The organism is Rhizobium sp. RU33A, from assembly GCF_900156055.1.
GTDB lineage: Bacteria > Pseudomonadota > Alphaproteobacteria > Rhizobiales > Rhizobiaceae > Allorhizobium.
The window spans coordinates 334,223-359,464 of record NZ_FTMQ01000004.1 but is presented as its reverse complement, the minus strand read 5'-3'; the positions used below and the strand labels follow the sequence as shown (position 1 = coordinate 359,464).

27 protein-coding genes and 1 riboswitch are annotated in these 25,242 nt (G+C 61.6%); of the genes, 8 read left to right on the top strand and 19 right to left on the bottom strand.

Annotated elements, in window-relative coordinates; translation table 11 throughout:
- Nucleotides 1-5: 5 nt before the first annotated feature.
- From BW978_RS17005 to BW978_RS16955, 11 genes are all read right to left on the bottom strand, one after another.
- The gene (locus BW978_RS17005) at nt 6-596 is read right to left on the bottom strand and encodes a DUF2585 domain-containing protein (RefSeq protein WP_076397013.1); all 591 of its coding nucleotides are present in this window, start codon (nt 594-596) and stop codon (nt 6-8) included.
- A complete protein-coding gene (locus tag BW978_RS17000; RefSeq protein ID WP_076397012.1) occupies nt 593-1,234 on the bottom strand; it encodes a septation protein A in 642 nt (213 codons plus the stop codon). Before BW978_RS17000 ends, BW978_RS17005 begins: the two co-directional genes overlap by 4 nt.
- A gap of 27 nt (nt 1,235-1,261) precedes the next feature.
- The gene (gene ftsY, locus BW978_RS16995; RefSeq protein WP_076397011.1) at nt 1,262-2,608 is read right to left on the bottom strand and encodes a signal recognition particle-docking protein FtsY; all 1,347 of its coding nucleotides are present in this window, start codon (nt 2,606-2,608) and stop codon (nt 1,262-1,264) included.
- A gap of 19 nt (nt 2,609-2,627) precedes the next feature.
- Complete coding sequence (mtaB, locus tag BW978_RS16990) at nt 2,628-3,920, bottom strand: tRNA (N(6)-L-threonylcarbamoyladenosine(37)-C(2))-methylthiotransferase MtaB (protein WP_076397010.1); 1,293 nt, start codon at nt 3,918-3,920, stop codon at nt 2,628-2,630.
- On the bottom strand, nt 3,917-4,825 hold the full coding sequence (gene dapF, locus BW978_RS16985; protein WP_076397009.1) for a diaminopimelate epimerase: 909 nt from the start codon (nt 4,823-4,825) through the stop codon (nt 3,917-3,919). The genes mtaB and dapF overlap by 4 nt, the downstream gene beginning before the upstream one ends.
- An 87-nt stretch (nt 4,826-4,912) precedes the next feature.
- Nucleotides 4,913-5,518 (bottom strand): thiamine phosphate synthase, encoded by a 606-nt coding sequence (locus BW978_RS16980; RefSeq protein ID WP_076397008.1) that lies wholly within the window; start codon nt 5,516-5,518, stop codon nt 4,913-4,915.
- Nucleotides 5,515-6,291 (bottom strand): thiazole synthase, encoded by a 777-nt coding sequence (locus tag BW978_RS16975; protein WP_076397007.1) that lies wholly within the window; start codon nt 6,289-6,291, stop codon nt 5,515-5,517. The genes BW978_RS16980 and BW978_RS16975 overlap by 4 nt, the downstream gene beginning before the upstream one ends.
- Nucleotide 6,292: 1 nt before the next feature.
- Complete coding sequence (gene thiS / locus BW978_RS16970; protein WP_076397006.1) at nt 6,293-6,490, bottom strand: sulfur carrier protein ThiS; 198 nt, start codon at nt 6,488-6,490, stop codon at nt 6,293-6,295.
- A complete protein-coding gene (gene thiO / locus BW978_RS16965) occupies nt 6,487-7,470 on the bottom strand; it encodes a glycine oxidase ThiO (protein ID WP_076397005.1) in 984 nt (327 codons plus the stop codon). The genes thiS and thiO overlap by 4 nt, the downstream gene beginning before the upstream one ends.
- Entirely contained in the window at nt 7,467-9,305 is a 1,839-nt protein-coding gene (gene thiC / locus BW978_RS16960) for a phosphomethylpyrimidine synthase ThiC (protein ID WP_076397124.1), read from the bottom strand. The genes thiO and thiC overlap by 4 nt, the downstream gene beginning before the upstream one ends.
- Before the next feature lie 90 nt (nt 9,306-9,395).
- Nucleotides 9,396-9,516, bottom strand: a riboswitch (TPP riboswitch).
- Nucleotides 9,517-9,563: 47 nt separating this feature from the next.
- Nucleotides 9,564-10,649 (bottom strand): MBL fold metallo-hydrolase, encoded by a 1,086-nt coding sequence (locus tag BW978_RS16955; protein ID WP_076397004.1) that lies wholly within the window; start codon nt 10,647-10,649, stop codon nt 9,564-9,566.
- Nucleotides 10,650-10,957: 308 nt separating this feature from the next.
- Between BW978_RS16955 and ffh the strand changes: the two genes are divergently transcribed.
- The 5 genes from ffh (at nt 10,958) to trmD (ending at nt 14,965) form a co-directional block, all read left to right on the top strand.
- Nucleotides 10,958-12,529 (top strand): signal recognition particle protein, encoded by a 1,572-nt coding sequence (gene ffh, locus BW978_RS16950; protein ID WP_076397003.1) that lies wholly within the window; start codon nt 10,958-10,960, stop codon nt 12,527-12,529.
- A 10-nt stretch (nt 12,530-12,539) separates the two neighbouring features.
- On the top strand, nt 12,540-12,860 hold the full coding sequence (locus tag BW978_RS16945) for a chorismate mutase (RefSeq protein WP_076397002.1): 321 nt from the start codon (nt 12,540-12,542) through the stop codon (nt 12,858-12,860).
- A gap of 65 nt (nt 12,861-12,925) precedes the next feature.
- Nucleotides 12,926-13,300: a 30S ribosomal protein S16 gene (gene rpsP / locus BW978_RS16940; protein ID WP_076397001.1), complete on the top strand. Its 375-nt coding sequence runs from the start codon at nt 12,926-12,928 to the stop codon at nt 13,298-13,300.
- Between the two features lie 386 nt (nt 13,301-13,686).
- A complete protein-coding gene (gene rimM / locus BW978_RS16935) occupies nt 13,687-14,265 on the top strand; it encodes a ribosome maturation factor RimM (RefSeq protein ID WP_076397000.1) in 579 nt (192 codons plus the stop codon).
- A gap of 7 nt (nt 14,266-14,272) precedes the next feature.
- Nucleotides 14,273-14,965 carry a tRNA (guanosine(37)-N1)-methyltransferase TrmD gene (trmD, locus tag BW978_RS16930; protein ID WP_076397122.1) on the top strand — a complete coding sequence of 231 codons (693 nt, stop codon included), beginning with the start codon at nt 14,273-14,275 and terminating at the stop codon, nt 14,963-14,965.
- Here the strand turns inward: trmD and BW978_RS16925 are convergent.
- Nucleotides 14,947-15,693, bottom strand: a complete 747-nt coding sequence (locus tag BW978_RS16925) for a sulfite exporter TauE/SafE family protein (protein ID WP_076397123.1) — start codon at nt 15,691-15,693, stop codon at nt 14,947-14,949. The two genes, trmD and BW978_RS16925, sit on opposite strands and share 19 nt — an antisense overlap.
- A gap of 277 nt (nt 15,694-15,970) precedes the next feature.
- Between BW978_RS16925 and rplS the strand changes: the two genes are divergently transcribed.
- A complete protein-coding gene (gene rplS, locus BW978_RS16920) occupies nt 15,971-16,507 on the top strand; it encodes a 50S ribosomal protein L19 (protein ID WP_006724279.1) in 537 nt (178 codons plus the stop codon).
- A 68-nt stretch (nt 16,508-16,575) separates the two neighbouring features.
- Here the strand turns inward: rplS and BW978_RS16915 are convergent, their stop codons facing one another.
- Nucleotides 16,576-17,406, bottom strand: coding sequence for a DMT family transporter (locus BW978_RS16915; RefSeq protein WP_076396999.1), 831 nt, complete (start codon nt 17,404-17,406; stop codon nt 16,576-16,578).
- Nucleotides 17,407-17,589: 183 nt separating this feature from the next.
- A complete protein-coding gene (leuC, locus tag BW978_RS16910) occupies nt 17,590-18,999 on the bottom strand; it encodes a 3-isopropylmalate dehydratase large subunit (RefSeq protein WP_076396998.1) in 1,410 nt (469 codons plus the stop codon).
- Nucleotides 19,000-19,330: 331 nt separating this feature from the next.
- Here leuC and ppk2 point away from each other — a divergent pair, with 331 nt between their 5' ends.
- Nucleotides 19,331-20,224, top strand: coding sequence for a polyphosphate kinase 2 (gene ppk2 / locus BW978_RS16905; protein ID WP_076397121.1), 894 nt, complete (start codon nt 19,331-19,333; stop codon nt 20,222-20,224).
- A 4-nt stretch (nt 20,225-20,228) separates the two neighbouring features.
- On the opposite strand, the gene BW978_RS16900 is transcribed toward ppk2, so the two are convergent.
- The 3 genes from BW978_RS16900 to BW978_RS16890 are packed head-to-tail and all read right to left on the bottom strand — an operon-like array spanning nt 20,229 to nt 22,886.
- Complete coding sequence (locus BW978_RS16900; protein WP_076396997.1) at nt 20,229-21,236, bottom strand: glycosyl transferase family 90; 1,008 nt, start codon at nt 21,234-21,236, stop codon at nt 20,229-20,231.
- Nucleotides 21,233-22,051, bottom strand: coding sequence for an amino acid ABC transporter permease (locus tag BW978_RS16895; protein WP_076396996.1), 819 nt, complete (start codon nt 22,049-22,051; stop codon nt 21,233-21,235). The genes BW978_RS16900 and BW978_RS16895 overlap by 4 nt, the downstream gene beginning before the upstream one ends.
- A gap of 37 nt (nt 22,052-22,088) precedes the next feature.
- The gene (locus BW978_RS16890) at nt 22,089-22,886 is read right to left on the bottom strand and encodes a transporter substrate-binding domain-containing protein (RefSeq protein WP_076396995.1); all 798 of its coding nucleotides are present in this window, start codon (nt 22,884-22,886) and stop codon (nt 22,089-22,091) included.
- Nucleotides 22,887-23,106: 220 nt separating this feature from the next.
- On the opposite strand from BW978_RS16890, the gene BW978_RS16885 reads away from it, so the two are divergent.
- On the top strand, nt 23,107-23,613 hold the full coding sequence (locus BW978_RS16885; RefSeq protein WP_083697619.1) for a nuclear transport factor 2 family protein: 507 nt from the start codon (nt 23,107-23,109) through the stop codon (nt 23,611-23,613).
- Nucleotides 23,614-23,682: 69 nt separating this feature from the next.
- Here the strand turns inward: BW978_RS16885 and BW978_RS16880 are convergent, their stop codons facing one another.
- Together BW978_RS16880 and BW978_RS16875 are read right to left on the bottom strand one after the other, a co-directional pair.
- Complete coding sequence (locus BW978_RS16880; RefSeq protein WP_076396994.1) at nt 23,683-24,513, bottom strand: aldo/keto reductase; 831 nt, start codon at nt 24,511-24,513, stop codon at nt 23,683-23,685.
- Between the two features lie 151 nt (nt 24,514-24,664).
- Nucleotides 24,665-25,195 (bottom strand): L,D-transpeptidase family protein, encoded by a 531-nt coding sequence (locus BW978_RS16875; RefSeq protein ID WP_076397119.1) that lies wholly within the window; start codon nt 25,193-25,195, stop codon nt 24,665-24,667.
- Nucleotides 25,196-25,242: the final 47 nt, after the last annotated feature.

Genomic DNA, 25,242 nt, shown 5'->3' with positions numbered 1-25,242 from the left:
CTCGATCAGAGAGCTCCCTGCCATGTCTTTACCGCCTCGATCGGCCAAACAAGCATGACGACGTTGAGCGTCAGGTTGTCCCGGATGATGATGGCCGTCAGGATTTCGAACGCGATCGTGAGCACTACCGTCAGCCAGATCGGCGCGCGCGCTGCAAAGAAGAAACCGGCGATCATCGCCACCATATCCATCCCGGAATTCAGGATGCTATCGCCGCTATAGCCGACCGCCATGGTGGCCGTCCGATAGCGGTCGATCACGATTGGCGAGTTCTCCAGGATTTCCCAGACGGCTTCGATCAGGGCTGCGAGCGCGAGCTTTGCGGTGAGCGGCTTTTTGCGCATCACAAGCCAGCCGAGGCCATAGAAGAGGAAACCATGGATGATGTGCGACGGCGTGTACCAGTCGAACAGGTGCTGAGAATTGCCGGGCGTATTCACGCCCGCTTCGAAGAGCTTCACATAGCCGCATTCGCAGATCCAGAGCCGTCCCATGAGATACTGGGAGACAACCTGAACGAGGATGATGACGAAGGTCACCGCCAGCCAGAAACGCGTCGTCGAGTTCCCGCCCGCCTGGCTGGTCGTATCGGTCATTCCGCTTCCTTCTCTTCCAGCGAGTGCTTCATGATCAGCGGCATCTGGGCGAGCGTAAAGAGGATGGTGATCGGCATGGTGCCCCAGACCTTGAAGCTGACCCAGACATCATCCGAAAAATTCCGCCATACGACCTCGTTCAACACAGCGAGGAAGAGGAAGAAGATGCCCCAGCGGAGCGTCAGCTTCCGCCAGCCTTCCGCGTCCAGTTGGAAGGCAGCGTTGAAGACGTAACCGAGAAGCGAGGTGCCGAAGGCGAGGCCGCCGAGCAAAACAACGCCGAAGAGCGTGTTGACGATGGTCGGCTTCATCTTGATGAAGGTGTCGTCCTGCAGCCAGATCGACAGGCCGCCGAAGACCATGACGACGACGCCTGAGACAAAGGGCATCACCGGCAGGTGCTTGAAGACGATCTTCGAAATGATCAGCGAGATCACAGTTGCGACCATGAAAAGGGCGGTCGCGATCAGGAGCGGTCCGCCGATTGCGGTCAGTTCCGGAAAGGTTCTGGCGAGCCATTCGCCGCGCAGGTTGCCGAAGAAGAAGATCAGGAGCGGCCCGAGTTCGAGCGCCATCTTCAACACGGGGTTCTGCTTTTCGGCCTTGGAGGCGTGGGTATCTGTCGATGTATCCGACATGGTGTCAGTTCCTAACGTTTCCGGCGCTCAGCGCGCGATGCCGGCGATGGCGCTGGCGAAGTCTTCCGCCTCGAAGGGTTCGAGGTCGTCGATGCCTTCGCCGACGCCGATGAAATAGACGGGCAGTTTGTGCTTGGCTGCGATGGCAACCAGGATGCCGCCGCGTGCCGTGCCGTCGAGTTTGGTCATGATTAGGCCGTTGACCCCCGCAATGTTGCGGAAGATCTCGACTTGCTGCAGGGCATTCTGGCCTGTTGTCGCGTCGAGCGTCTGCAGCACCGTATGCGGCGCATCCGGATCGAGCTTGCCGAGAACGCGGACGATCTTTTCGAGTTCCGCCATCAGCTCTGCCTTGTTCTGCAGGCGGCCGGCGGTGTCGATGATCAGCACGTCGGCTTTGTCAGCCCTGGCTTTCTCGAATGCTTCATAGGCGAGGCCTGCGGCATCGGCGCCGAGTTTGGTGCCGATAAAGGTCGACCCGGTGCGATCGGCCCAGATCTTCAGCTGCTCGATGGCGGCTGCGCGGAAGGTATCGCCTGCGGCCAGCATCACCTTCAGTCCAGAACCGGAGAGCTTTGCCGCAAGCTTGCCGATCGTGGTCGTCTTGCCCGTGCCGTTGACACCAACGACGAGAATGACATGCGGCTTATGGCTGAGATCGAGTGCGAGCGGTTTGGCGACCGGCTTCAGCACCTTGACGATCTCCGAGGCCATGATCTTGGTGACGTCCTCGCCGGTCACATCCTTGCCGTAGCGCTCGGAGGCGAGCGTGTCGGTGACGCGCAGGGCCGTTTCGACCCCAAGGTCGGCCTGGATCAGCAGGTCTTCCAGCTCCTCCAGCGTCTCGTCGTCCAGCTTGCGCTTGGTGAAGAGCGCGGTGATCTGACCCGTCAGCTGCGAGGAGGTGCGGAAGAGGCCGGCCTTCAGGCGCTGGAACCAGCTCAGTTTTTCCGTCGGGGCAGGGGCTTCGGGCTCCAGAGCTCTCGCCTCAGCTGTCGCGAAACCTTTGGGCAGAACGGGGACAACGGGCTCCGACGCTAAATCCGAGACGGCCGCAGATTCCCCTTCTGCTTCCGGCTCGTCGGCCGTCACGGCCTGAGCTTCTTCTTCCTCGGCTTCCGCCTCGAGCAGTTCGAGCGGCACCATGGAGAGATCTTCGGATGACAGATCATCCGCCGGCCCACCAGCCGTTTCCATCTCTTCCGCGAGAACCGGATCCGTGGCCAAGGGCAAGTCTTCCAACCGGTCCTTCGGCTCACTTTCGGCCGAAATCGCAGCCTTTTCCTCCGGCGTCAGCTCCGTTGGCGCAACGGGCGCTTCTGCGGGCTTCTCCTTGCCGAAGGTGAAGACTTTCTTGATGAAGCCGAGGGCCATGGTCACTCTATTCCGTCTCTCAGGCAGCCGCGTCAGCCGCTGCCGATGCAATCGTCAGATGGCGGCCGTTATGGCCGCCAATCGAGACCTCGACGAGGCTGCCGGGGTTCATGCCGGGCGCTGCAACGAGGGTGAAGTCTTCCGTATGCGCCATTTCGTTGCGCTCGACCAGCAGCTTCTGCCGGGTCCCAACACAGGCGGCAAGATGCACAGCCTGCAATCTGTCGGCCACGGCCCGAAGCTCTGCCGCCCGCGCCTTGACGAGTGCCCGGTCCATCTGCGGCATGCGGGCCGCCGGTGTGCCGGGGCGAGGGCTGTAGGGAAAGACATGCAGGTGCGCGATGCCGATCTCCTCGGCGAGGCGCGCCGAGTTTGCCGCCATCGCCTCAGTTTCCGTCGGGAAACCGGCGATCATGTCGGCGCCAAAGGCAAAGCCGGGGCGCAGGCGCCGGACCTGTTCGGCAAAGGCAACCGCATCGGCGCGCGAATGCCGTCGCTTCATGCGCTTCAGGATCATGTCGTCGCCATGCTGCAGGGACAGATGCAGATGCGGCATGAAACGCGGCTCGTCGGCGATCAGGTCGAAGAGATGGCTGTCCGCCTCGATGCTGTCGATCGAGGAGAGGCGCAGCCGCAGGATCTCCGGCACCTGCTTCAGCAGTGTCTTGGCAAGAAGACCGAGCGTCGGATTGCCGGGTAAGTCCGCGCCATAGCTTGTCGCGTCCACCCCCGTCAGCACCACCTCGCGATAGCCGTTCTCGACGAGCTTGCGCGCCTGCTCGACGACGGCGCCCATCGGCACGGAGCGCGAATTGCCACGGCCATAGGGGATGATGCAGAAGGTGCAGCGGTGATCGCAGCCATTCTGCACCTGCAGGAAGCCGCGCACATGGCCGTCGATATGCGCCACCATCTGCGGTGCCGTCTCGGTCACGCTCATGATGTCGTTCACGGCGATCTTCTCTTCCGCCGAGACACCGAAATCCGGCAGCCGGCGGTAATGCTCGGCCTTGAGCTTCTCTTCGTTGCCCAACACGGCGTCGACCTCGGGCATATCAGCGAAGTTTTTCGCTTCGGTCTGGGCCGCGCAACCCGTGACGATGATGCGAGCTTCCGGGTTTTCCCGGCGTGCCCGGCGGATTGCCTGGCGGGCCTGGCGCACGGCCTCGGAGGTGACCGCACAAGTGTTTACAAGGATGGCATTGTTCAGCCCGGCCTTGGCCGCTTCCGCCTTCATGACCTCGGATTCGTAAGTGTTGAGGCGACAGCCGAAGGTGATGACCTCGACGGCGCCGTGTCGCGCGGAGGTCACTGGGTGGCGGCCTCTGCCTCGGTACTGGCATCGCGCTGCCAGCTGCCGGTCGCCGGATCCATCATGCCCGACCATTCCCATTCGGCAGGGCCGGTCATGACGACCTTGTCGTCGGCGCGCCAGTCGATGGTCAGCGCGCCGCGATTGGGGCTCGACGCCACCGTGATCATCACCTTGCGCTCGGTGCGGCCTGTGCGCGCAGCGGACACGCCGGCGGCGCAGGCGGCAGAGCCGCAGGCGAGCGTCAGGCCGGCGCCGCGTTCCCAGGTGCGGGTTACCATTGATGTCTTCGAGGTGACCTGAGCCAGCGTGATATTGGCCTTTTCCGGGAAGATCGGATGGTTTTCGAGAAGCGGCCCGAAGCGTTCCAGATCATAGCTCATCGGATCGCGATCGACCCAGAAGACGGCATGGGGATTGCCCATCGACATGGCCGAGGGCGAATGCAGGATCGGCGCGTCGATCGGGCCGATCTGCAGCTCGATGCGGCTGGTGTCGTGGAATTCTTCCGAGAGCGGGATCTTGTCCCAGGCAAAGACCGGCTTGCCCATGTCGACGGAGATCGTGCCATCCGCATGCTCGACGGCGTTCAGAATGCCGGCGATGGTCTGGAAGGTGAAGCTCTTGCGGCCGGTTTCGCTGGCAAGTGCCTGCACCACACAGCGTGTGCCATTGCCGCATGCCTGCGCCTTCGAGCCATCGCAGTTCAGGATGTCGATATAGGCGTCGGTACCGTCGACCTTTGGATCATGGATGGCCATGATCTGGTCGAAGGCGGTCGCGGGGTCGGCGGCGAGCGCGACTGCGGCAGCCGGGGTCACCCGGTCGGTGCGACCGCGCATGTCGACGACCAGGATCTTGTTGCCAAGCCCGTTCATCCTAGCGAATTCGACCCGATCCGACATCGTCACTCCATACAACTGCACTTTCAGCCTATATGGCGGAAATACAGCCAAATTACCAGTAGAGCGACCAAAACCGCGCAACCATAGTCAACGCCATGGCTCGGTCACTTCAAGCCATTCCCGAGTTCGTGCCTCGGGATCGGTATGCAAGGTGATGTCTGTTACCACCGCCGCACTGTCGGCGCTCGCTGCAAAGACGCCGGGAAGCCGGTCGGGTCGAAGCCCGCCAATGGCGACCAGGGGCAGGGGAGCGATCTTTTCTTTCCACACCGTCAGCCGTTGCAGGCCCTGCGGAGCCCAGGGCATCTTTTTCAGGATCGTCGGATACACCGGGCCGAGGGCGACATAATCAGGCCTGGCGGCGAGCGCCGTTTCCAGCTCCGCCTCGTCATGGGTCGAGAGGCCGAGTTTCAGGCCCGCGCTGCGGATGGCTGCGAGATCTGCCGTTGCCAGATCCTCCTGACCGAGATGGACGAAGTCGCAGCCCTCGTCGATGGCGATCTGCCAGAAGTCGTTGATTACAAGCTGGCAGCCATGGTCGACGCAGCATTGCCGGGCGCGGCGTATGTGCTGGCGAAGAGCGCCGTCATCGGCGTCCTTCATCCGCAGCTGAACCAGCTTCACACCCCGCGGTACAAGCCGCTCGATCCAGTCGGCGCTGTCAACGATGAGGTAGAAGGGATCGAGCTTCATGCGAAGACTCCCTTTCCGATCACGGGGGTAGATGGCACGGCCATGTCGCGCGGTTCCAGCATGCCTGATTTATAGGCGATGTGTCCGGCCTTGATCGCCTTGGCAAAGGCCTCGGCCATATCAGCCGGATCACCCGCACTGGCAACAGCGGTGTTGAGCAGCACGGCGTCATAGCCAAGTTCCATCACAACAGTCGCATGGGACGGGCGACCGATGCCGGCATCGACGATCAGCGGTACGTCCGGAAATTCCGACCGCATGGATTTGAGCGCCGGCAGATTCTGCGGGCCCATGGCGCTGCCGATCGGGGCGCACCAGGGCATCAGCACGCGGCATCCGGCGGCAAGAAGTTTCTCCCCGACCACCAGATCGTCTGTCGTGTAGGGGAAAACCTCGAAGCCCTCGGTAACAAGGATCTTCGCCGCGTCCACCAGTTCGAAAACGTCAGGCTGCAGGGTGTCGTGATGGCCGATCACCTCAAGCTTGATCCAGCTGGTGCCAAAGACCTCGCGCGCCATCTTTGCCGTCAGCACTGCTTCGCGGGCGCTGTGGCAGCCGGCGGTGTTGGGCAAGACATGAACGCCGAGATCGTGGATCAGCTGGAAGAATGCCCCGCCCGTTTTGCCGCCGGCAGTTTCCCGGCGCAGCGAGACGGTGACGATCTCGGTTTTCGATCGCCGTACGGCCTCTGCCAGTATCGCGGGCGAGGGGTAGCGCGCGGTTCCGAGCAGGAGGTGTGAGGTGACGGTCTTGCCATAGAGTTCGAAGGTCATCTCAGCCTCCCTGCATGGGCGAGAGGATCTCGATCCGGTCGCCATCGTTCAGTGCCTGCGACGATCGCTCCTCTCGGTGAACCAGCTCGCCATTGACAGCGGTTGCCAGCCAGTCGCCCTCGAAGTTGAGCTTGGCGAGCAGATCGGCGAGGTTGCCTGCATCCAGCTCCAGAACTTCTCCGTTGACAGTGAGCTTCATGCGGTCCTCCTTCTCTCGGATGTGTGGATTGTGATGAGCCTCTCCGCCGCCTCACGCGCCAGTGCCGGCGCGAGCAGAAAGCCGTGGCGGTGCATGCCGGCGACTGCCAGTCCTTCAGACGTCTTGATGAGGCGGGGCACATTGTCCGGGAAAGCCGGGCGGATGCCGGTGCCGGTTTCCACGATGCGCGCCTCGGCAAAGGCCGGGTGCAGCGCATAGGCGGTGTTGAGCAGTTCCATCATCGAACGCGCCGTGATCGGCCCGTCATCGTCAGTCTCGATCATGGTCGCGCCCAGCATGAAGTGCCCGTTGCCGCGCGGCACGATGTAGAGGGGGTGGCGGGGATGCAGGAGGCGTACGGGGCGGGAGAGGGTGACCTCTGCCGTCTCCAGATAAAGCATCTCGCCGCGCACGCCGCGCAGGCCTTGGATCTCACCGATCGCCTGCGGCCCCCGGCAATCCACGACGCTCGCATAGTCTCCCGCATCACCCGCCCCCTCCCCGAAGCGGAAGGAGACACCGAGCTGCCGCGCTGCCTGATAAAGACCCCGCAAGGCTTGGCGCGGATCGAGATGGGCCTCCTCCGAAAAGAAGAGGCCGGTGCCGAAACGCCCTTTGAGATCCGGCTCAAGGTCTGCGATCTCTTCCTCGCCCAGCCAGCGATGGCCGCGCGTGCGGCTCGCAAAGCGCTTGAGGTCGGCGAGATCGCGGGGATTGGCCAGCACCAGCGTGCCGCCGCGCTGGACGAGACCGGGCACGGCCTCGTCCCACCAGTCGGCAGCGGCAAGGCCTGATGTCAGCACGATTTCTTCCGCCGCCTCCCGCTCGCAATAGGGGGCGAGCATGCCGCCCGCCCAATGGGAGGCGCCAAGCCCGATATCGGCCCGGCGCTCCACGACCTCGACGGCTAAGCCTCTTCGGCCCAGCTCCAGCGCGGTGGCAAGTCCGGCCACGCCCGCCCCCTTTACGAGGACGGTCATGGTTGCTCTCCCGTATCCAGCGCTGCGATCTCGTCTGCCGTCATATAGAGATCGCCGCCGGCGCGGTATTTCTCCGCCATGGCGGTCAGGCCCTCCTTCTGGGCCTCGGCGCGGATGTCATGCGAGATGCGCATCGAGCAGAATTTCGGCCCGCACATCGAGCAGAAATGCGCGACCTTGTGCGCCTCCTTTGGCAGGGTTTCGTCATGGAAGGCGCGCGCGGTTTCCGGATCGAGCGACAGGTTGAACTGGTCTTCCCAGCGGAATTCGAAGCGGGCGCGGGACAGGGCATCATCGCGCAGCTGCGCTGCCGGATGACCCTTGGCAAGGTCGGCGGCATGGGCCGCGATCTTGTAGGTGATAACGCCCGTCTTCACGTCGTCGCGGTCGGGCAGACCCAGATGCTCCTTCGGCGTGACATAGCAGAGCATCGCCGTGCCGAACCAGCCGATCATCGCCGCCCCGATGCCGGAGGTGATGTGGTCGTAACCGGGTGCGATATCCGTCGTCAGCGGCCCCAGCGTATAGAAGGGGGCCTCGCCGCAGGTCTTCAGCTGCTTGTCCATGTTCTCCTTGATCTTGTGCATGGGAACATGGCCGGGGCCTTCGATCATCACCTGGCAATCCTTCTCCCAGGCGATCTTGGTCAGCTCACCCAGCGTCTCCAGTTCGGCAAACTGGGCGGCATCATTGGCATCGGCAATCGATCCGGGCCGCAAGCCATCGCCGAGCGAGAAGGAGACATCGTAAGCGCGGCAGATGTCGCAGATCTCCTCGAAATGCTCGTAGAGGAAGCTCTCCTTGTGATGATGCAGACACCACTTGGCCATGATCGAGCCGCCGCGCGAGACAATGCCCGTCACCCGATTCACCGTGAGCGGGATGTAATGCAGCCGCACCCCGGCGTGGATAGTGAAATAGTCGACCCCCTGTTCGGCCTGCTCGATCAGCGTGTCGCGATAGACCTCCCAGGTCAGATCCTCGGCTATGCCGCCGACCTTTTCCAGCGCCTGGTAGAGCGGCACGGTGCCGATTGGTACGGGCGAATTGCGGATGATCCAGTCGCGGATGTTGTGAATGTTGCGGCCGGTCGAGAGATCCATGACCGTGTCGGCCCCCCAGCGGATCGCCCAGACCATCTTCTCGACTTCCTTGGCCATGGAGGAGGTGACGGCCGAGTTGCCGATATTGGCGTTGATCTTCACCAGGAAATTCCGGCCGATGATCATCGGCTCGAGTTCCGGATGATTGATGTTGGCGGGAATGATCGCCCGGCCAAGGGCGATCTCCTGGCGGACGAATTCCGGCGTCACGTGATCCGGGATCGCGGCACCGAAGCTTTCGCCGTCGCGAACGAGCGCTTCTTTCATCGCCTTGCGGCCGAGGTTTTCCCGGATCGCCACATATTCCATTTCCGGCGTGATGACGCCGGCGCGGGCATAGGCGAGTTGCGTGACGGCATTGCCGCCCGTGGCACGAAGCGGCTGATGTTTCACGGGAAACGCCGGGGTCAGCTTGTCGGCAGAGACAAAGCCGTTGTCCTCTGGTCTGATGTCCCTGCCAGTATAGGCCTCCACATCGCCACGCTGCCTGACCCAATCGAGACGGCGGCGGGCAAGGCCCTGGTCGATGGCGATAGTGGCTTGCGCATCAGTGTAGGGTCCCGATGAGTCGTAGACATTGACCGGTGGTTCGCCCGAAGTCGGATGCAGCGCGATCTGGCGTAGGGGTACGCGAATGTCCGGATGGATGTCTCCTGCTAAGAAGATCTTCGTCGAGGCGGGGAGCGGCCCGGTGGTGACGTCGGGCTTTGGGAAGTTAGGGGCAATGTTCATCATGGAGCTCCAAGTGTTCAGGTTGGAGACCCAGTCATGTCAGCCGGAATGATGGAAAGACGCCACGGGATTCGGGTTTACGAATCGTCGTTTGCAGCGCTTGCACCGTCCCTACGCCAGTATGAACTGGATCAGGTTCAACGGGTCACCGCGCTGCCATTTTGGCGTAGCAATATCTCAGCCCCTTGTCGGGACACCCCTGGTGAATGCTTTAAGTTTGGCCAAAAGCGGCCGGTCTGTCAACGCGGAAGGTGAGCCTCAGGCGCTGGCGCGAGGCACCTCGAACTGCTGGCCGGGTCGCAATCCCTTGAAGCGCTCATTGCCGATGCCGGCCGCAGACATGGCCACGCCGAGTGCCTTCGGCGGATCGTCTATGCCTTCATTGGTCAGCTGGAAGGTGCCGAAATGGTGGCCGATGCCGAAGGCCGCACCGCTTAAGCGGAAGCCTTCGATCGCTTCCTCCGGGTTCTGGTGCTGCGCCTTCATGAACCAGCGGGGCTCGTAGGCACCGATCGGCATGATGGCGAGCCTGATGTCGCCATGCTTGGCGCGGATCTCGCGATAATGCTTACCCTCGGCATAGCCGGTATCACCGATGTGATAGATCTTGCCGCCCGGGGTCTCGATGACGAAGGCAGCCCAGAGCGCCATGCGCCGGTCGCCCATGCCGCGCGCCGACCAGTGATGGCAGGGCTCACAATGGATGGCCACGCCCTTGCCGATCTCGACCCGGTCACCCCAATCCATGACATCAGCCAACATGCCCGGCATGTCGTCGCGCATGATGATGTCGTTGCCGAGGGGGGTGACGATGCGCGGATTGTCCCGTCTGAAGAGGCGCCTCAGTGTCGCCGTGTCGAGATGGTCATAGTGATTGTGGGTGACAATCACGATGTCGATCTTTGGCAAGTCGTCGAAGGTGACACCCGGCGGATTGTTACGCTTCGGTCCGGCAAAGGAGACGGGGCTTGCGCGTTCCGACCAGACCGGATCGGTCAGGATGTTCAAGCCGGCCGTCTGGATGAGAAGCGTCGCGTGGCCGACCATGGTGACGACGAGCTGTCTGCCCTCGACGCGTGGTTCCGGCTTCGTCGTCACGACGTCGGCAGCCTGGGCCGGTCTTGGCCACTCGATCTTGCCGCCGCCGAACTGCCAGCGGAGCAGATCGGAGAAGCCACGCGGCTCTTCGCCGCCCGGGTTGAAGAATACCTTGCCGTCGAAGTGATCCGAGATGGGACCGGAATAATAACGATTGCCCGCCTGCGCCTCGCGCATGCCGAGACCTCCCATCGTAGCGGCAACGAGGCCGAAGCCCGACCATTTGAGAAAGCTGCGTCTGTTCATGGCTTACCCATATGTGGTTTTGTCAATTCTACGGCAATAGCGCTGCCGCAGATTGCTGGATGCAGTGGATCTCCCGAAAAATCGGGGCTTTGCTTGACTTCCCGACCGTTTTCCTGTTTATCCGCCGCAATCTGCGAAGAGACGAGCACTCCGAGCCGCCGACCGGGACCCGTTAAGGTATAAAGAGATCCCGGAGGTCAACACCCGACAGCGCGTTGCGCCCTCGGGTGCTTTTTGGCTTTGCGTCTTGTTTTCCGCGCGGAGAAGACCGAGGTTTCGGGTGTCCGAAACCATGCAAGGAAGAGCCGATGTTTGAGAACCTCCAGGACCGTCTTGGATCCATTCTGAATGGACTGACCGGCCGTGGCGCACTGTCCGAGGCGGATGTCTCGGCTGCTCTGCGCGAGGTCCGTCGTGCCCTTCTGGAGGCCGACGTCGCTCTCGAAGTGGTCCGCGCGTTCACCGACAAGGTGCGTGAAAAGGCTGTTGGCGCCGCTGTCCTGAAGTCGATCAAGCCCGGGCAGATGGTCGTCAAGATCGTCCATGACGAGCTGGTCGAGATGCTCGGCACCGAAGGTGTTTCGATCGACCTCAATGCCGCCGCTCCCGTCGTCATCATGATGGTCGGCCTGCAGGGTTCGGGTAAAACCACCACCACCGGCAAGATCGCCAAACGCCTGACGGATCGCGACAAGAAGAAGGTCCTGATGGCCTCGCTCGACACGCGTCGTCCGGCCGCCCAGGAACAGCTTCGCCAGCTCGGTGTCCAGACCGGCGTCGACACACTGCCTGTTATTGCCGGCCAGTCGCCGACCGATATTGCCAGCCGCGCCGTTCAGGCCGCGAAGCTCGGCGGCCATGATATTGTTATTCTCGACACCGCCGGCCGGACGCATATCGACGAGCCGCTGATGATGGAGATGGCCGAGATCAAGGCTCGCTCCAAGCCGCATGAGATCCTGCTCGTCGCCGACTCGCTGACCGGTCAGGACGCCGTCAATCTGGCCCGCAACTTTGACGAACGTGTCGGCATCACCGGCCTCGTTCTGACCCGCATGGACGGCGATGGCCGCGGCGGTGCGGCCCTTTCGATGCGTGCCGTCACCGGCAAGCCGATCAAGCTGATCGGTGTCGGCGAAAAGATGACGGAACTCGACGAGTTCCATCCCCGCCGTATCGCCGACCGGATCCTCGGCATGGGCGACATCGTCTCGCTCGTCGAAAAGGCTGCCGAGAACATCGACGCGGACAAAGCCCGCGCCATGGCCGAGAAGATGGCCAAGGGCAAGTTCGACCTCAACGACCTCGCCGAGCAGATCAAGCAGATGCAGGCCATGGGCGGCATGGGCGGGATCATGGGCATGATGCCGGGCATGGCCGGCATGAAGGACAAGATCTCGGCCGCCGGCCTCGATGACAAGGTGTTCAAGCGCCAGCTCGCCATCATCTCCTCGATGACCAAGGCCGAGCGCGCCAATCCTGACGTTTTGAAGCATTCCCGCAAGAAGCGCATCGCGGCCGGCTCCGGCACCGATGCCTCCGACATCAACAAGCTCTTGAAGATGCATCGCCAGATGGCCGACATGATGAAAGCCATGGGCGGCAAGAAGGGCGGCGGCATGATGAAGCAGATGATGGGCGGTCTCGCTTCGAAGATGGGCCTTGGCGGTGGTATGGGCGGCATGGGCATGCCGGATCTGTCGAAGATGGATCCGAAGCAGCTCGAGGCGCTCGCCAAGCAGGCGGAAGCGGCCGGCATGAAGCCTGGCAGCTTGCCCGGTCTGGGTGCTGGTGGCCTGCCGGGTCTGGGTGGTCCGAAGCTTCCCGGCCTCGGTGGTGGCGGTTTCTCGGGCCTTCCAGGCCTGCCGAAGAAGAAGTGAGAGGGCGCCGATGATTGATCCGTCCGTCAAGGAACAGCTTTCCGGCTATCGCCAGTCGATCGACAATATCGATGCGGCGCTGGTCCATATGTTGGCGGAGCGCTTCCGCTGCACCAAGGCCGTCGGCGTTTTGAAAGCCAAGTACGATTTGCCGCCGGCCGACCCGGCGCGCGAGGAATACCAGATCGAACGCCTTCGCGGCTTAGCGAAGGATGCTCATCTGGATCCGGATTTCGCCGAGAAGTTCTTGAACTTCATCATCAAGGAAGTCATCCGGCATCATGAAGCCATTGCCGCCGAACATGGCGGTGCAACCGAAAAGACCGCCTGACGGCGGCCTCAACAAGAACAGGTTCGCCACGGCGGCCCGAACTAAAAACATCAAGGAGTAATACCATGTCCCTCAAGATTCGTCTCGCCCGCGGTGGTTCCAAGAAGCGCCCGTACTACCAGATCGTCGTTGCCGACGCCCGCGCACCGCGCGATGGCCGTTTCCTCGACCGCGTCGGTTCCTGGAACCCGATGCTCGGCAAGGACAACGAAAAGCGCGTCGAGCTGGACGCAGACGCCATCAAGGCCTGGGTTGCCAAGGGCGCCCAGCCGACCGACCGCGTTCTGCGCTTCATGGCTGAAGCCGGTCTCGCCGAGCGCGCCACCCGCAACAACCCGAACAAGGCAAAGCCGGGCAAGCGGGCACAGGAACGCACTGCCGAGCGCGCCCAGAAGGCCGCTGACGCTGCTGCTGCCGCTTCGGAAGCCGCTGCAGAATAATCGGCATAAAGTCGTTTTTAGCGGGCGGTGGGGCATCCCACCGCCCGTTTTTGCGTTTTCTTTCCGGTCGCTTCCGCCTAATACCAAGTGTCAATGATAGGAACCGATAGGATGGCTTATTGTGGGTTTCTGGCTAGGCGCGGCGCGGGGCGATGCTGTCGCATCGGCCAAGCGGCGCAACAACGCCAGAGGCCCACAATAAGCCACCTTTGGTCGGCTTCCCGCCCGTTCTAGCGTCGTCGAGCTCCTCGACCGATGCGCCAGCATCGCTCTTCGGACCTCTCCTAGCCAGAAAGGGCGGTCGAGCCGATCCTATGGGTTCCTATCATCGACACTTGGTATTAAAGGAATGTCGAACCGAGGCGTGTGCAGGACCATTCCCACTCATGAGCAAGCTTGAAAATCCGATACTGATGGCCGTGATCGGTTCCGCCCAAGGGCTCCGGGGCGAGGTGCGGGTCAAGACCTTCACCGAGGATCCGCTCGGTCTCGGTGACTATGGCGTCCTCTATGCGGCTGACGGGCGAAAGTTCGAGATCCTCGACATCCGTGACGGCAAGACGGTTGCTGTCGTGCGTTTCCGCGGGGTCAACGATCGCAATGCCGCCGAAGCGCTGAACGGCACCGAGCTTTTTGTCGACCGTGATGCGCTGCCGGATGACGATCTTGACGAGGACGAATTCTACTATGCCGATCTCGAAGGCCTCGAGGTCTATGACGCCGAGAACAATCACTACGGCGCGGTCACTGCCGTCTATGACTTCGGCGCCGGCGATCTGCTCGAGTTGAAGGGCCCCGGCAAGCGTCCCGTGCTCATCCCTTTTTCCGAAGCCGCTGTGCTCGAGATCGATCTCGAAGGCGGACGCCTGCTTGTCGATCCGATTGCAGCGGGTCTGAAGGACGACGGGGAAGAGAAGCCCTACGGCAATGCTGGCGGCAAGCCGCGGCCGAACAATGGCCGCTGACCGTACCATGCCCTTCAAGGCCTCCATCCTGACACTCTACCCGGACATGTTTCCGGGTCATCTCGGGCTGGCCCTGGCGGGCCGGGCGCTGGAGCGCGGTGACTGGGCGATCGAATCCGTCCAGATCCGCGAATTCGCCGAGGACAAACATCGCAGCGTCGACGATACGCCGTCGGGCGGTGGTGCCGGCATGGTGCTGCGTCCCGATGTTCTGGCGCGTGCCGTCGACTCCATAGCCGACGATGGACGTCCTCGCTTGCTGATGAGCCCGCGGGGTCGGCCGCTGACGCAGGAGCGCGTCCGGGAACTCGCCCAAGGCGAGGGCGTAGTGATCGTCTGCGGTCGTTTTGAAGGCGTTGATCAGAGGGTGATCGATGCGCGGCAGCTCGAAGAAGTCTCGATCGGCGATTATATCCTCTCGGGTGGCGAGCCCGCGGCGCTCACGCTCCTCGATGCGGTGGTGCGCATCCTGCCTGGCGTGATGGGTAACCAGTTGTCCGGCGTGCATGAGAGCTTTGAGGGTGGTCTGCTCGAACATCCGCAATATACGCGTCCGCAGATCTTCGAGGGGCGGGAGATTCCTGAAGTGCTCACATCGGGAAATCATGCCGCCATTGAAAAATGGCGACACGAGCAGGCAGTGAAGCTCACCGGCGAACGGCGCCCTGACCTGTTGCCCGATCAGCCGGTCAGGAAGTAATAGGCGGCAAGCCCCAGACCTGCGGCGACCACGATCCAGCGCAAAACAGCCTGCGGGACCTTTCTGGCCATCGCCACGCCTGCATAGCCGCCGGCGGCCACGGCCGGGATCATGATCAGAGCATGAAGCCAGGAGAGTGCGCCCGCACCGACGAACACCACGATCGCGACGGCTGCGATGACGATCGACAGGAAGTTTTTCAATGCGTTGAGACGGTGATAGTCGCCGCCGCTCGCCAGCCCCAGTGATGCCAGCATCATGATGCCCATGCCGGCGCCGAAGAAGCCGCCGTAGAAGGACGTCACACCCTGCAGCACAAGCCCGAGGGGGCTAGCCGGATGGCTCTCCCCTTGTGTCTTCGGCCTCAACTTCGGGCCAGCGGCGAAGATGACGGTCGCGACAAGCAGCAACCAGGGCACCATGGTTCGGAAGGCGGGATTGGAGAGCGAAATCAGGAACAGCGCGCCCCCGAGAGCCCCAACGGCCGAAACGGCAGCGAGGACCCAGACCCCGCGTCCCATGGCCCGCAATTCCTTGCCATAGGCGAGCGTCGATGTGATGTAGCCGGGGATCTGAGTGACCGATGAGGTGGCGTTGGCGCTGATCGGCGGAAGGCCGACAAGCGTCAGTGCGCCGAAAGTGAGGAAGGTCCCGCCGCCGGCGATCGCATTGACTGCGCCAGACAGGAAGCCCGCTGCAAAGAGCAGGGCGATCAAAGCCATCGACATGTGTACCATTTCCTCCATGCTGAGGAAGACGTGATAGGAGGAGAGTTCCTGCGCCGCAAGGCTTCGCGCCATATCGCCCATGTAAAAATTCGCAGCGTTAGGGGTGACAAGCGGAGCGTCTTGGTGTATTGGCCGCGTCGGAAATGGGCTCTTCGCCCGTCTGCCACAACAAAGAACTGTGCATTCGCTCCGGCCCATCAAGGCCAATATCCTGCGGCAAAGTCCTGGGGATCATCGTTGAGCGCTCTGGCTGATTCAGAAGAAACCGAGGTTAGACATGAACATCATTCAGCAGCTGGAAGCCGAACAGGCCGCCAAGATCGAAGCCAAGCGCAAGCTCCCGGAATTCTCTCCCGGCGACACGCTCCGCGTCAACGTCACCGTCAAGGAAGGCAACCGTACCCGTGTACAGGCCTATGAAGGCGTTTGCATCGCGCGTTCGGGCGGCGGCATCAACGAAAGCTTCACCGTTCGCAAGATCTCCTACGGCGAAGGCGTCGAGCGCGTATTCCCGGTCTACTCGCCGCTGGTCGAAAGCGTCGAAATCGTCCGCCGCGGTAAGGTCCGTCGCGCCAAGCTCTACTACCTGCGCGATCGTCGCGGCAAGTCGGCTCGTATCGTCGAGAACACCGGCACCCGCGCCCGCAAGCTGAACGACGCCGAGCGCGCCGCCGTTGCCGAGGAAAAGGCACGTCTGGAAGCCGAGAAGGTTGCAGCAGCACAGGCACTGGCCGCCGAAAAGGCAGCAGCCGAAGCCGCTGAAAAGGCCGCTGCCGCTGAAGCTGCAGCCGCTGCCGAAGCTTCTGCCGAATAAGCAGCTGCAAGCTTGCAATATCACGAAAGGCTCCGGTTTCCGGAGCCTTTTTTCGTTTGGGCTGTCCGTTAGAGACTGACGCTGATTGCGCCGCCGGCAACGATCAGGCAGGCAAGAAGCCGTCGGACGGTGAGGGGCTCGCCTAGGAGAAGGGCGCCAATCAATACGGCGAAGACGACACTTGTTTCCCTGACCGCCGTGACAAGCCCTGCTGGTGCATAGGCATAGGCGACAACGACAAGGCCGTAGGCCAACATGGCGACAACGCCTCCAGCGGCCGCCTTCCAAGTCAGCGGCGAGCGCAGATCGATGGTCAGTCCCCGTCGTGTCACGGCAAAGGCAATCGTGATCATGATGCCAAAAAGAAACAGTACCCAGAACGCATAGGCGATGGGTTGTTCGACCAGCTTCACACCGCGCGAGTCGACGGTCGAATAGCAGGCGATGATCAGGCCTGTCGTCAGGGCAAAGAGAATGGATGAGGTCGCAGCTCGGGTCTTGCCAAGCGACAGGCTCATGATGCCGGTCGCAATCATAACGACGCCGAGGGTCTGCCACGGCCCCAACACTTCGCCGAAGAAGAGAAAGCCGCCGAGTGTCACGAGGAGAGGAACGGTGCCGCGAACGATCGGGTAGACCTGGCCGAGTTCCCCATGGCGGTAAGCCGCCACGAGGAACAGGCTATAGCCCACCTGAAGGCTTGCCGAGAGCAGGATGTATGGCCATGCGGCTGCCCCCGGCACAGGAACCGTAAAAAGCAGGGGAAGGGTAATGATACTGCCCGCCAGGCTCATCACGGTGATCGACCAGAGACGGTCTGCTCCTGTCCGCAGGAAGGCGTTCCAACTGGCGTGCAAGATCGCGGCGATCAGCGCTAGCCCCACGGCAACAGCACTCACGACCGCGGCCTGCGGATCGAGTTGACGAATTCACTGGTTTTCATGAGAGACCCGCAAGCGGCGTATGACAGTTTTGTGACGTTGCGGACGATAGCTGCTTCGGGCGCCTTTGCAACCGGCCGGCAAAAAGAAACCGCCCGCTTTTCAGCGGGCGGCGAAGATCAAGTCCATCTTGTCTCGCGCTTACTTGAAGCTGCGAATGTCGACGAAGTGACCCGCTACAGCGGCGGCGGCTGCCATTGCCGGCGATACGAGGTGCGTGCGACCCTTGAAGCCCTGGCGGCCTTCGAAGTTGCGGTTGGACGTCGATGCGCAACGCTCGCCCGGCTTCAAGCGGTCGTCGTTCATGGCGAGGCACATCGAGCAGCCCGGCTCGCGCCAGTCGAAGCCGGCGGCCTTGAAGATCTTGTCGAGGCCTTCCGCTTCAGCCTGTTCCTTCACCAGACCGGAGCCCGGAACGATCATGGCAGATACGGTGGATGCCACCTGTTTGCCTTCGACGACCTTGGCCACTTCGCGCAGGTCCTCGATACGACCGTTGGTGCAGGAGCCGATGAAGACGCGGTCGATGGCGATGTCGGTGATCTTGGTGCCCGGCTTCAGGCCCATATAGTCGAGCGCGCGCCACTTTGAGGTGCGCTTGTTTTCATCGGCGATGTCGTCGGGGTTGGGAACGACGCCTTCGACGGAGACTACGTCTTCCGGCGAAGAGCCCCACGACACGATCGGCGGCAGATTGGCGGCATCGAGCACGACGACGCGATCGAAATGCGCGCCTTCGTCGGACTTCAGCGTCTTCCAGTAGGCAAGCGCCTGCTCGAGGGCTTCGCCCTTGGGCGCGCGCGGCTTGTCCTTGATGTATTCGAAGGTCTTTTCGTCAGGCGCGATGAGACCGGCGCGGGCGCCGCCCTCGATCGTCATGTTGCAGACGGTCATGCGACCTTCCATCGACAGCGCCTCGATGGCTTCGCCGGCGAATTCGATGACGTGGCCGGTGCCGCCGGCCGTGCCGATCTCTCCGATGATGGCGAGGATGATGTCCTTCGCTGTTACGCCTTCGGGCAACTTCCCGTCGACGCGCACCAGCATGTTCTTCGCCTTCTTCTGGATCAGCGTCTGGGTCGCGAGCACGTGCTCGACCTCGGACGTGCCGATGCCATGCGCGAGTGCACCGAAAGCGCCATGCGTCGAAGTATGGCTGTCACCGCAGACGATGGTCATGCCCGGCAGGGTGAAGCCCTGTTCGGGGCCGACGATATGCACGATGCCCTGGCGCTTGTCGGAAGCCGAGTAGTATTCGACGCCGAACTCGGCTGCGTTGGTGGCAAGCGCCTCGACCTGGATGCGGCTTTCCTCGTTCTTGATGCCGAGGTGGCGGTCCGGCGAGGTCGGCACGTTGTGGTCGACGACGGCGAGCGTCTTCTGCGGCGCGCGAACCTTGCGGCCTGCCATGCGCAGACCTTCGAAGGCCTGCGGAGAGGTCACTTCGTGAACGAGGTGACGGTCGATGTAGAGAAGACAGGTGCCATCGTCCTGACGATCGACGACGTGGTCGTCCCAGATCTTGTCGTAAAGGGTGCGAGGTGCGCTCATGGGTGAGTTCCATCCAGACTGAGTATAAAGGGATTTCTTGAAGTGTGAGGTCTTATCGCGCCGGTCTTCCGGTCGCAGGAGCTCAGCCGCGAAGGCTCGCAAGGGCCCCTTGAACGCGCGCGAAGAAGCGTGCCGGCAGACGCTTGTGGTCCTGCAGCACAATAAACTGGTTCGCGAGGCATCCGAATTTCGATCCCATGACCGGGGTCATACCAGTTTTCGCATTTGTCGGCAATTGCTTCGAGCGCCCCATGACATGCGACTGTCATGAAGCTTTCTTGCAAGCATGATTGATCTTCGTCACTATCGAACTCCATTCGGAACCGGCGCCATGAACGAAGAGATCCACCGCATCAAGACCGAACTCCTCGACAGCTTCGACGAGGAGCTGGAACAGCAGCTGGACGAGGATCGCCTCGACCAGCTCGTCGCCGATGGCATGTCCGAGCCGATGATCGACCGGAGGGTGTACTTCCGCGAACTTTTCCGGCTGCAGCACGAACTGGTCCGTCTGCAGGACTGGGTGCAGTACAAGAAGCTGAAAATGGTCGTGCTGTTCGAGGGACGCGATTCGGCCGGTAAGGGTGGGGCGATCAAACGCGTGACCCAGCGGCTCAATCCGCGTGTCTGCCGGGTCGTTGCCCTGCCGGCACCCACCGAGCGCGAGCGTAGCCAGTGGTATTTCCAGCGTTACGTGCAGCATCTGCCAACGGCCGGCGAAATGGTCCTCTTCGACCGCTCCTGGTACAATCGGGCCGGTGTCGAGCGGGTCATGGGTTTCTGCACACCAGACGAGCTCGAAGAGTTCTTCCGCTCCGTCCCGGAATTCGAGCGCATGCTGGTGCGCTCTGGGATCATTCTCGTCAAATACTGGTTCTCGATCACCGATGAAGAGCAGGAATTCCGCTTCCGGATGCGGATCAACGATCCCTTGAAGCAGTGGAAGCTGTCGCCGATGGACCTCGAAAGCCGGGTTCATTGGGAAAGCTATACCCGCGCCAAAGAAGAGATGCTGGAACGCACGCATATTCCGGAGGCACCCTGGTGGGTCGTCCAGGCCGTCGACAAGAAGAAGGCGCGTCTCAACATGATCGCGCATCTGCTTACGCAGGTGCCTTACGAACATGTACCCAAGGAAGCGATCGAGCTTCCCGCCCGGGTGCGCCATGAGGACTATATCCGCCATCCGGTTCCAGCGGACATGTATGTCCCTGAAACCTACTGACGGTTCATGCAGGCTGAAATTCGCGCGTCTGCTGAAAGAACAGGTGGCTGAAGGCTGACGGGGGAAGTTGCCCCGTCGCTTCGAAATACTTCTGGAGCACCAGCAAGGAGATCTTGCGTTCGGTCTTTCGATCGCAGAACGAGGCGACATGGGCATTGGCATTGGCCACGATGTCCTGCGCCCAAAGCGGATCCCGTTCCAGCGCCGCAATCTTGTCTTCGAGATCGCTGAAATCGGCGCGCACCTCGACGAAGTGGCGGTCGGGGATCAGGCCGCCTTCCATGAACCATGTCTCGTAGCGCCCCTTCGGCATGACGCAAACACTGCGGGATGCCATGATCCATTTCAGGTTGGTGGCGACATCGAAGCCCTCGATGGACAGGATATAGCGGTAACCCATCTGTTGTCGCGGGCTGAGGAAAGCTTTGGCCTCAAGACCGTCTTTTGCTTCTCCGACATGGCCGACATCAGCGAACTCGCTCTGCTGATGGCGGCGCAGCAGTTCCAGGCGCAGCGGATTGTTGAGCGCTCCACGCCAGACGGCCATCGGCTTTTTCTTCTCCCAGGGCGTCTCGTCCGAGCAAAGCCGGAAATGCCTGAGCTTGTCCAGGTTCAGAAGCACGGAGTTTCCGTTCTCCCCGTCGCTCGGGCGGCTCTTGACGAGGTTTGGCGCGTTCGGAACCCAGGTCACGTCGCCGAAGAGATAGTTGACCTTCAGTCGGCAGGGAAAGTAGCGCAGATACTCGTCCAGATCGAAGTAATAGCGGCTCTGGGCCCAGTCCACCGCATTCAGCCTCGTGCCGGGTTCGACGGAACAATGGGGCAATCTGTTGTAGTAGTTCGCCCTTCGCATCCACTCTTCGAGTTCGGGTGATGCCTCCAGGTCACCAAGGACATGCCTGCACCTTTGCAGGTACCATTCGCGCGGCACGGCGTGTCGTGTGATGCCGGCTGCATAGTAGCGCACGCGGTTTATGGCATTTGCCGTTTGTTCGAGCGCCGGCAGCTTCATCGATGTCGCTCCCTCATGCGCTGTTCAAATCCTCGCAGGAGGATCGAAAGGCCGATCGTCAGGACAAGATAGACATAGGCCACGATCGAATAGGTCTCGAAGAAGCGAAACGAACCGGAGGCATAGACCTTGCCCATCTGGGTGATGTCGGCGACCCCGAGAACCGATACGAGGGACGAATCCTTCACCATGGCGACGAAATCGTTCGACAGCGGGGGGAAGATGACCCGGATTGCCTGCGGGAAGACCACCAGCCGAAAGCGCTGGCTGCGGCTCAAGCCAAGCGCCTTGGCCGCCTCGATCTGTCCCTTGTCGATCGACTGGATCCCGGCGCGAAAGATTTCGGCGATGAAGGCCGAATAGCCGATCATCAGCGCAATAATCGCGCGCCACATCAGGGAGATGTCACGCACCACCATCGGCTCGGCAATGCCCGCCGATACGAGGGGTGACGTTACGAGGTTGTACAGTGCGACGAAGCCGGGCGCACCAACGAACGCGATATAGAAGAGCAAGACGATGATCGGAATGCCGCGCACCACTTCGACGTAGAACCGGGCAATCTGGCGCAGGACAAGGCTGTCCGACATTCCCATGAGTGCAATCAGCAGGCCGAGCGCCGTGGCCAGGGCAAAGCCGATCAGCGTGACGAAGATCGTCACCCAGAGACCCTTGGCAACCGTGTTGAAGACCTGAGCATAGAGGTCGCTGACGAAGATCACGACGGCGAGGGCTGCCGCCAGCACAAGGAAGGCGATCAGCCACCAGGGCCGATCGCCTTTCTGGTCACCCTGGGGAAGGGTCTGAAATGCCATCAGTCACCCGCCTTCAGGTCGCAGGGACGGACGCGGTTCATTCGCCCATCTTGTAGTCTAGGAACCACTTCTTGTTCAGCGTCTCGATGGTGCCGTCGGCCTTCATCGCGGCGATCGCGGCATTGACGGGCGCGACGAGTTCGGAGCCCTTCGGGAAGATGAAGCCGAAGTCTTCCGAACCGAGCGGACCACCGACGAGCTTGAGCCCGCCATTAGAAGCATCGACATAACCCTTGCCGGCGGTGCCGTCCGTCAGCACGACGTCGACGTCACCGGTCTTCAATGCCTGGACAGTCGCGCCGAAGGTCTCGAACAGCTTGATGCGCGGGTTCTGCTCGTTGCCGTCGAGGATCTCATAAACGGCCGTGTAGAAGGGGGTCGTGCCCGGCTGTGCACCGACAAGACCGTCTTCAACGGCGGCAAAGCTCTTGCCGTCGGTAAACCGGCTCTCGTCACCGCGAACCAGCATGAACTGCTCAGAGCGCATGTAGGGCTCTGAGAAATCCACCTTCTCCTTGCGGTCTTCCTTGATCGTGATGCCGGTCATACCGATCTGAAACTGGTTGTCCGACACGGCCTGAATCATCGCATCCCAGGAGGTGTTCTGATACTCGACCGTGAAATTCAGCCGCTTGGCGATCTCGTTCATCGCGTCATATTCCCAGCCGATCTGCTGGCCGGACTTCGGGTCGACGAACTGCAATGGCGGATAGGCATTCTCCGTCACCACGACCACCGTCTTGCCGCCGAGATCCGGCAGGTCAGTGGCGTTGGCCGAAAGAGGCAGCAGGGCAAGGGCGGAGAGACCGGCAAGGACAGCGCGGCGGAGCAGCATGGAAATCTCCCGAATTGTGGCAGCGCACAGTGTCACATCTTGTTCAGGGATGGCAAGAAGCGCCCCTACAGGAGGGCATCTCCGGCTCCTTGTTCTTGTGGAGCGATCTCGTGGCGGTTCTGTTTTGCAGACCTCGGCTGAAAAAACTGCCTTCTACCTGCATCGGGCAGCAAGCGGTATCACCGGATGATCTTCCCTTGCTGTCTTCGAGGATGAAACCATGATCAAGCAATTGGCCGTTCTTGCCGTTAACCTCAGTCTCTTTTCACCTTTGACCTATCCCTCCCCGGCTTTTGCTCAGGAAGCTGTGGTTGCCGCTGCCGACAAGGAAGCTCTGTTCACGAGCCCCGATCCACAGCTGCATGCCAACAAGCAGGTCGTCTATCACATCATGCGCGACCTCCTGGAGGCCGGGCACTGGGATCAGGCCGACCGCTTCTTGACCGAGCGCTACCTCCAGCACAATCCGAACGTCGCGTCGGGCCGCGATACCGTTGTCGCGTTTTTCACAGAGGTCCTGAAAGTCGAGAAGAAGCCGCTCCCCGAGAAACTGTCGACCCCTGTGGCTTTCGTCACAGCCGAGGGCGATCTGGTGACCGTCGGCATCGTCCGCGAGGAGAAAGATCCCAAGGATCCGTCGAAAACCTATACCACCACCTGGTATGACACCTGGCGGATCGTCGACGGCAAGGCCGACGAGCACTGGGACTCGGCCGTCAAACAGTGAACGGCAAACGGGCCGCCTCCTTTTCGGGAGGCGGCCCGTCTCACGTCGATCCGCAGTGTCTCACGTGAATCAGAAGGTTGCCGTCTTCGGATCCGGTCCGAGACGGGCGCCCGCATCGTCGAGACCGTTCAACGTTTCCAGGTCTTCCGCTGACAATTTGAAGTCGAAGACCTTGAAGTTTTCGCTGATCCGCGACGGGGTGACCGATTTCGGAATGACCACAAGGCCGTTGTCGATATGCCAGCGGATGATGACCTGAGCCGGCGTGCGACCGAGCTTGGCGGCGATATCAGCAATGGCAGGGTGTCCAAGAAGCTTGCCCTGGCCCAGCGGGCTCCACGACTGCGTGGCGATGCCATGCTTCTCGTGGAAGGCGCGCGCCTCGCGCTGCTGGAAGTCCGGATGAAGTTCGATCTGGTTGATGACCGGGGTTACGCCAGTCTCGGCGATGATCTTCTCAATGTGCTCCGGATAGAAATTGGACACGCCGATGGACTTCGCCCGTCCTTCTTCCCTCAGCTTCACGAATGCCTTCCAGGTGTCGACGAAGAGGCCCCGATGAGCAGAAGGCCAATGGATGAGATAGAGGTCGACATAATCGGTTCCCAGCCGTTTCAGGCTGGCATCGAAGGCTTTCAGCGTCTGCTCGTAGCCTTGTTCGGTGTTCCAGAGCTTGGTCGTGAGATAGATTTCCGCCCGGTCGATCCCGGACTGGCGGATGCCTTCGCCGACGCCCTCTTCATTCTCATAGACGGCGGCCGTGTCGACATGGCGATAGCCGGCCGACAGCGCGGCCTTGACGGCGGGGGCTGCTTCGTCGTTCGGGGTCTGCCAGACGCCTAAGCCCACCTGGGGAATGCGGGCGCCGTCGTTCAGGGCAATATGCGTCTGGTCTGTCATCAATATCTCCAGATGTGTCATTCGATGCGCTTGGCGCGAAATCGTTGGCGGTCACGAAGAGGCGCAAAAAAGCGCCGTCCGCCTCTTTTGTATCTAGGATGCTCCGTCATCGGTGAAAGGGCCGAACCGCCCAAAAGCCCTTAATCTCGGTTCAAAGAACCTGAAGCGTAGTGCGGGGGCCGAGATGCGGGAGCAGGCGCCGCATATCCCGAGGGCTGATGGCGACGCAGCCCTCCGTCGGAGTGTAACCGGGTCTTGCGATGTGAAAGAAGATTGCAGAGCCACATCTGCGCTTGCGGCTTCGCAGGTTCCAGTCGAGCACGATGCAGACATCATACAGCTCGTCGGTCCGCTGCAGTGTTTCATGACTGGGTTTGAAGGGCGCGCGGACGGGGCGATTGTAGTTCGGGTCGCCGACTGCGTCGCACCAGAGCATGTCGGATGATGATCGGCGCATGCTCAACAGGCTGGACGGCCATGGCCCACTGTCACCCCGGCGATAGGCAAAGAGCAGAGGCATGACCGCGATCGGTGTCGCGCCATCGCCCTCACGCTTGCGACTGGTGCGGCCGCCGCGCCCGAGGGCCGCTCGAAAGGTCAATGATCCCGCCTGAAGAATAGCCTGTCTTTGATTGCCGGGAGCGGGGCGGACCAACAGTCGTTTGACTTCTGAGCCTGCGATTTTCGCTGTCTTCCGCCTCTTGGTCACGACTTTTTGCCTTGTTCGTG

Bases quoted from the DNA above. Each gene is read 5' to 3' on its own strand.
- BW978_RS17000 (WP_076397012.1), bottom strand. From the start codon at position 1,234: ATGTCGGATACATCGACAGATACCCACGCCTCCAAGGCCGAAAAGCAG.
- BW978_RS16880 (WP_076396994.1), bottom strand. From the start codon at position 24,513: ATGACAGACCAGACGCATATTGCCCTGAACGACGGCGCCCGCATTCCC.
- dapF (WP_076397009.1), bottom strand. From the start codon at position 4,825: ATGTCGGATCGGGTCGAATTCGCTAGGATGAACGGGCTTGGCAACAAG.
- thiO (WP_076397005.1), bottom strand. From the start codon at position 7,470: ATGACCGTCCTCGTAAAGGGGGCGGGCGTGGCCGGACTTGCCACCGCG.
- thiS (WP_076397006.1), bottom strand. From the start codon at position 6,490: ATGAAGCTCACTGTCAACGGAGAAGTTCTGGAGCTGGATGCAGGCAAC.
- BW978_RS16900 (WP_076396997.1), bottom strand. From the start codon at position 21,236: ATGAAGCTGCCGGCGCTCGAACAAACGGCAAATGCCATAAACCGCGTG.
- BW978_RS16885 (WP_083697619.1), top strand. From the start codon at position 23,107: ATGATCAAGCAATTGGCCGTTCTTGCCGTTAACCTCAGTCTCTTTTCA.
- BW978_RS16975 (WP_076397007.1), bottom strand. From the start codon at position 6,291: ATGACCTTCGAACTCTATGGCAAGACCGTCACCTCACACCTCCTGCTC.
- BW978_RS16980 (WP_076397008.1), bottom strand. From the start codon at position 5,518: ATGAAGCTCGATCCCTTCTACCTCATCGTTGACAGCGCCGACTGGATC.
- ffh (WP_076397003.1), top strand. From the start codon at position 10,958: ATGTTTGAGAACCTCCAGGACCGTCTTGGATCCATTCTGAATGGACTG.
- BW978_RS16890 (WP_076396995.1), bottom strand. From the start codon at position 22,886: ATGCTGCTCCGCCGCGCTGTCCTTGCCGGTCTCTCCGCCCTTGCCCTG.
- leuC (WP_076396998.1), bottom strand. From the start codon at position 18,999: ATGAGCGCACCTCGCACCCTTTACGACAAGATCTGGGACGACCACGTC.
- BW978_RS17005 (WP_076397013.1), bottom strand. From the start codon at position 596: ATGACCGATACGACCAGCCAGGCGGGCGGGAACTCGACGACGCGTTTC.
- BW978_RS16895 (WP_076396996.1), bottom strand. From the start codon at position 22,051: ATGGCATTTCAGACCCTTCCCCAGGGTGACCAGAAAGGCGATCGGCCC.
- ppk2 (WP_076397121.1), top strand. From the start codon at position 19,331: ATGAACGAAGAGATCCACCGCATCAAGACCGAACTCCTCGACAGCTTC.
- BW978_RS16955 (WP_076397004.1), bottom strand. From the start codon at position 10,649: ATGAACAGACGCAGCTTTCTCAAATGGTCGGGCTTCGGCCTCGTTGCC.
- rimM (WP_076397000.1), top strand. From the start codon at position 13,687: ATGAGCAAGCTTGAAAATCCGATACTGATGGCCGTGATCGGTTCCGCC.
- trmD (WP_076397122.1), top strand. From the start codon at position 14,273: ATGCCCTTCAAGGCCTCCATCCTGACACTCTACCCGGACATGTTTCCG.
- rpsP (WP_076397001.1), top strand. From the start codon at position 12,926: ATGTCCCTCAAGATTCGTCTCGCCCGCGGTGGTTCCAAGAAGCGCCCG.
- BW978_RS16925 (WP_076397123.1), bottom strand. From the start codon at position 15,693: ATGTCGATGGCTTTGATCGCCCTGCTCTTTGCAGCGGGCTTCCTGTCT.
- ftsY (WP_076397011.1), bottom strand. From the start codon at position 2,608: ATGGCCCTCGGCTTCATCAAGAAAGTCTTCACCTTCGGCAAGGAGAAG.
- thiC (WP_076397124.1), bottom strand. From the start codon at position 9,305: ATGAACATTGCCCCTAACTTCCCAAAGCCCGACGTCACCACCGGGCCG.
- rplS (WP_006724279.1), top strand. From the start codon at position 15,971: ATGAACATCATTCAGCAGCTGGAAGCCGAACAGGCCGCCAAGATCGAA.
- BW978_RS16945 (WP_076397002.1), top strand. From the start codon at position 12,540: ATGATTGATCCGTCCGTCAAGGAACAGCTTTCCGGCTATCGCCAGTCG.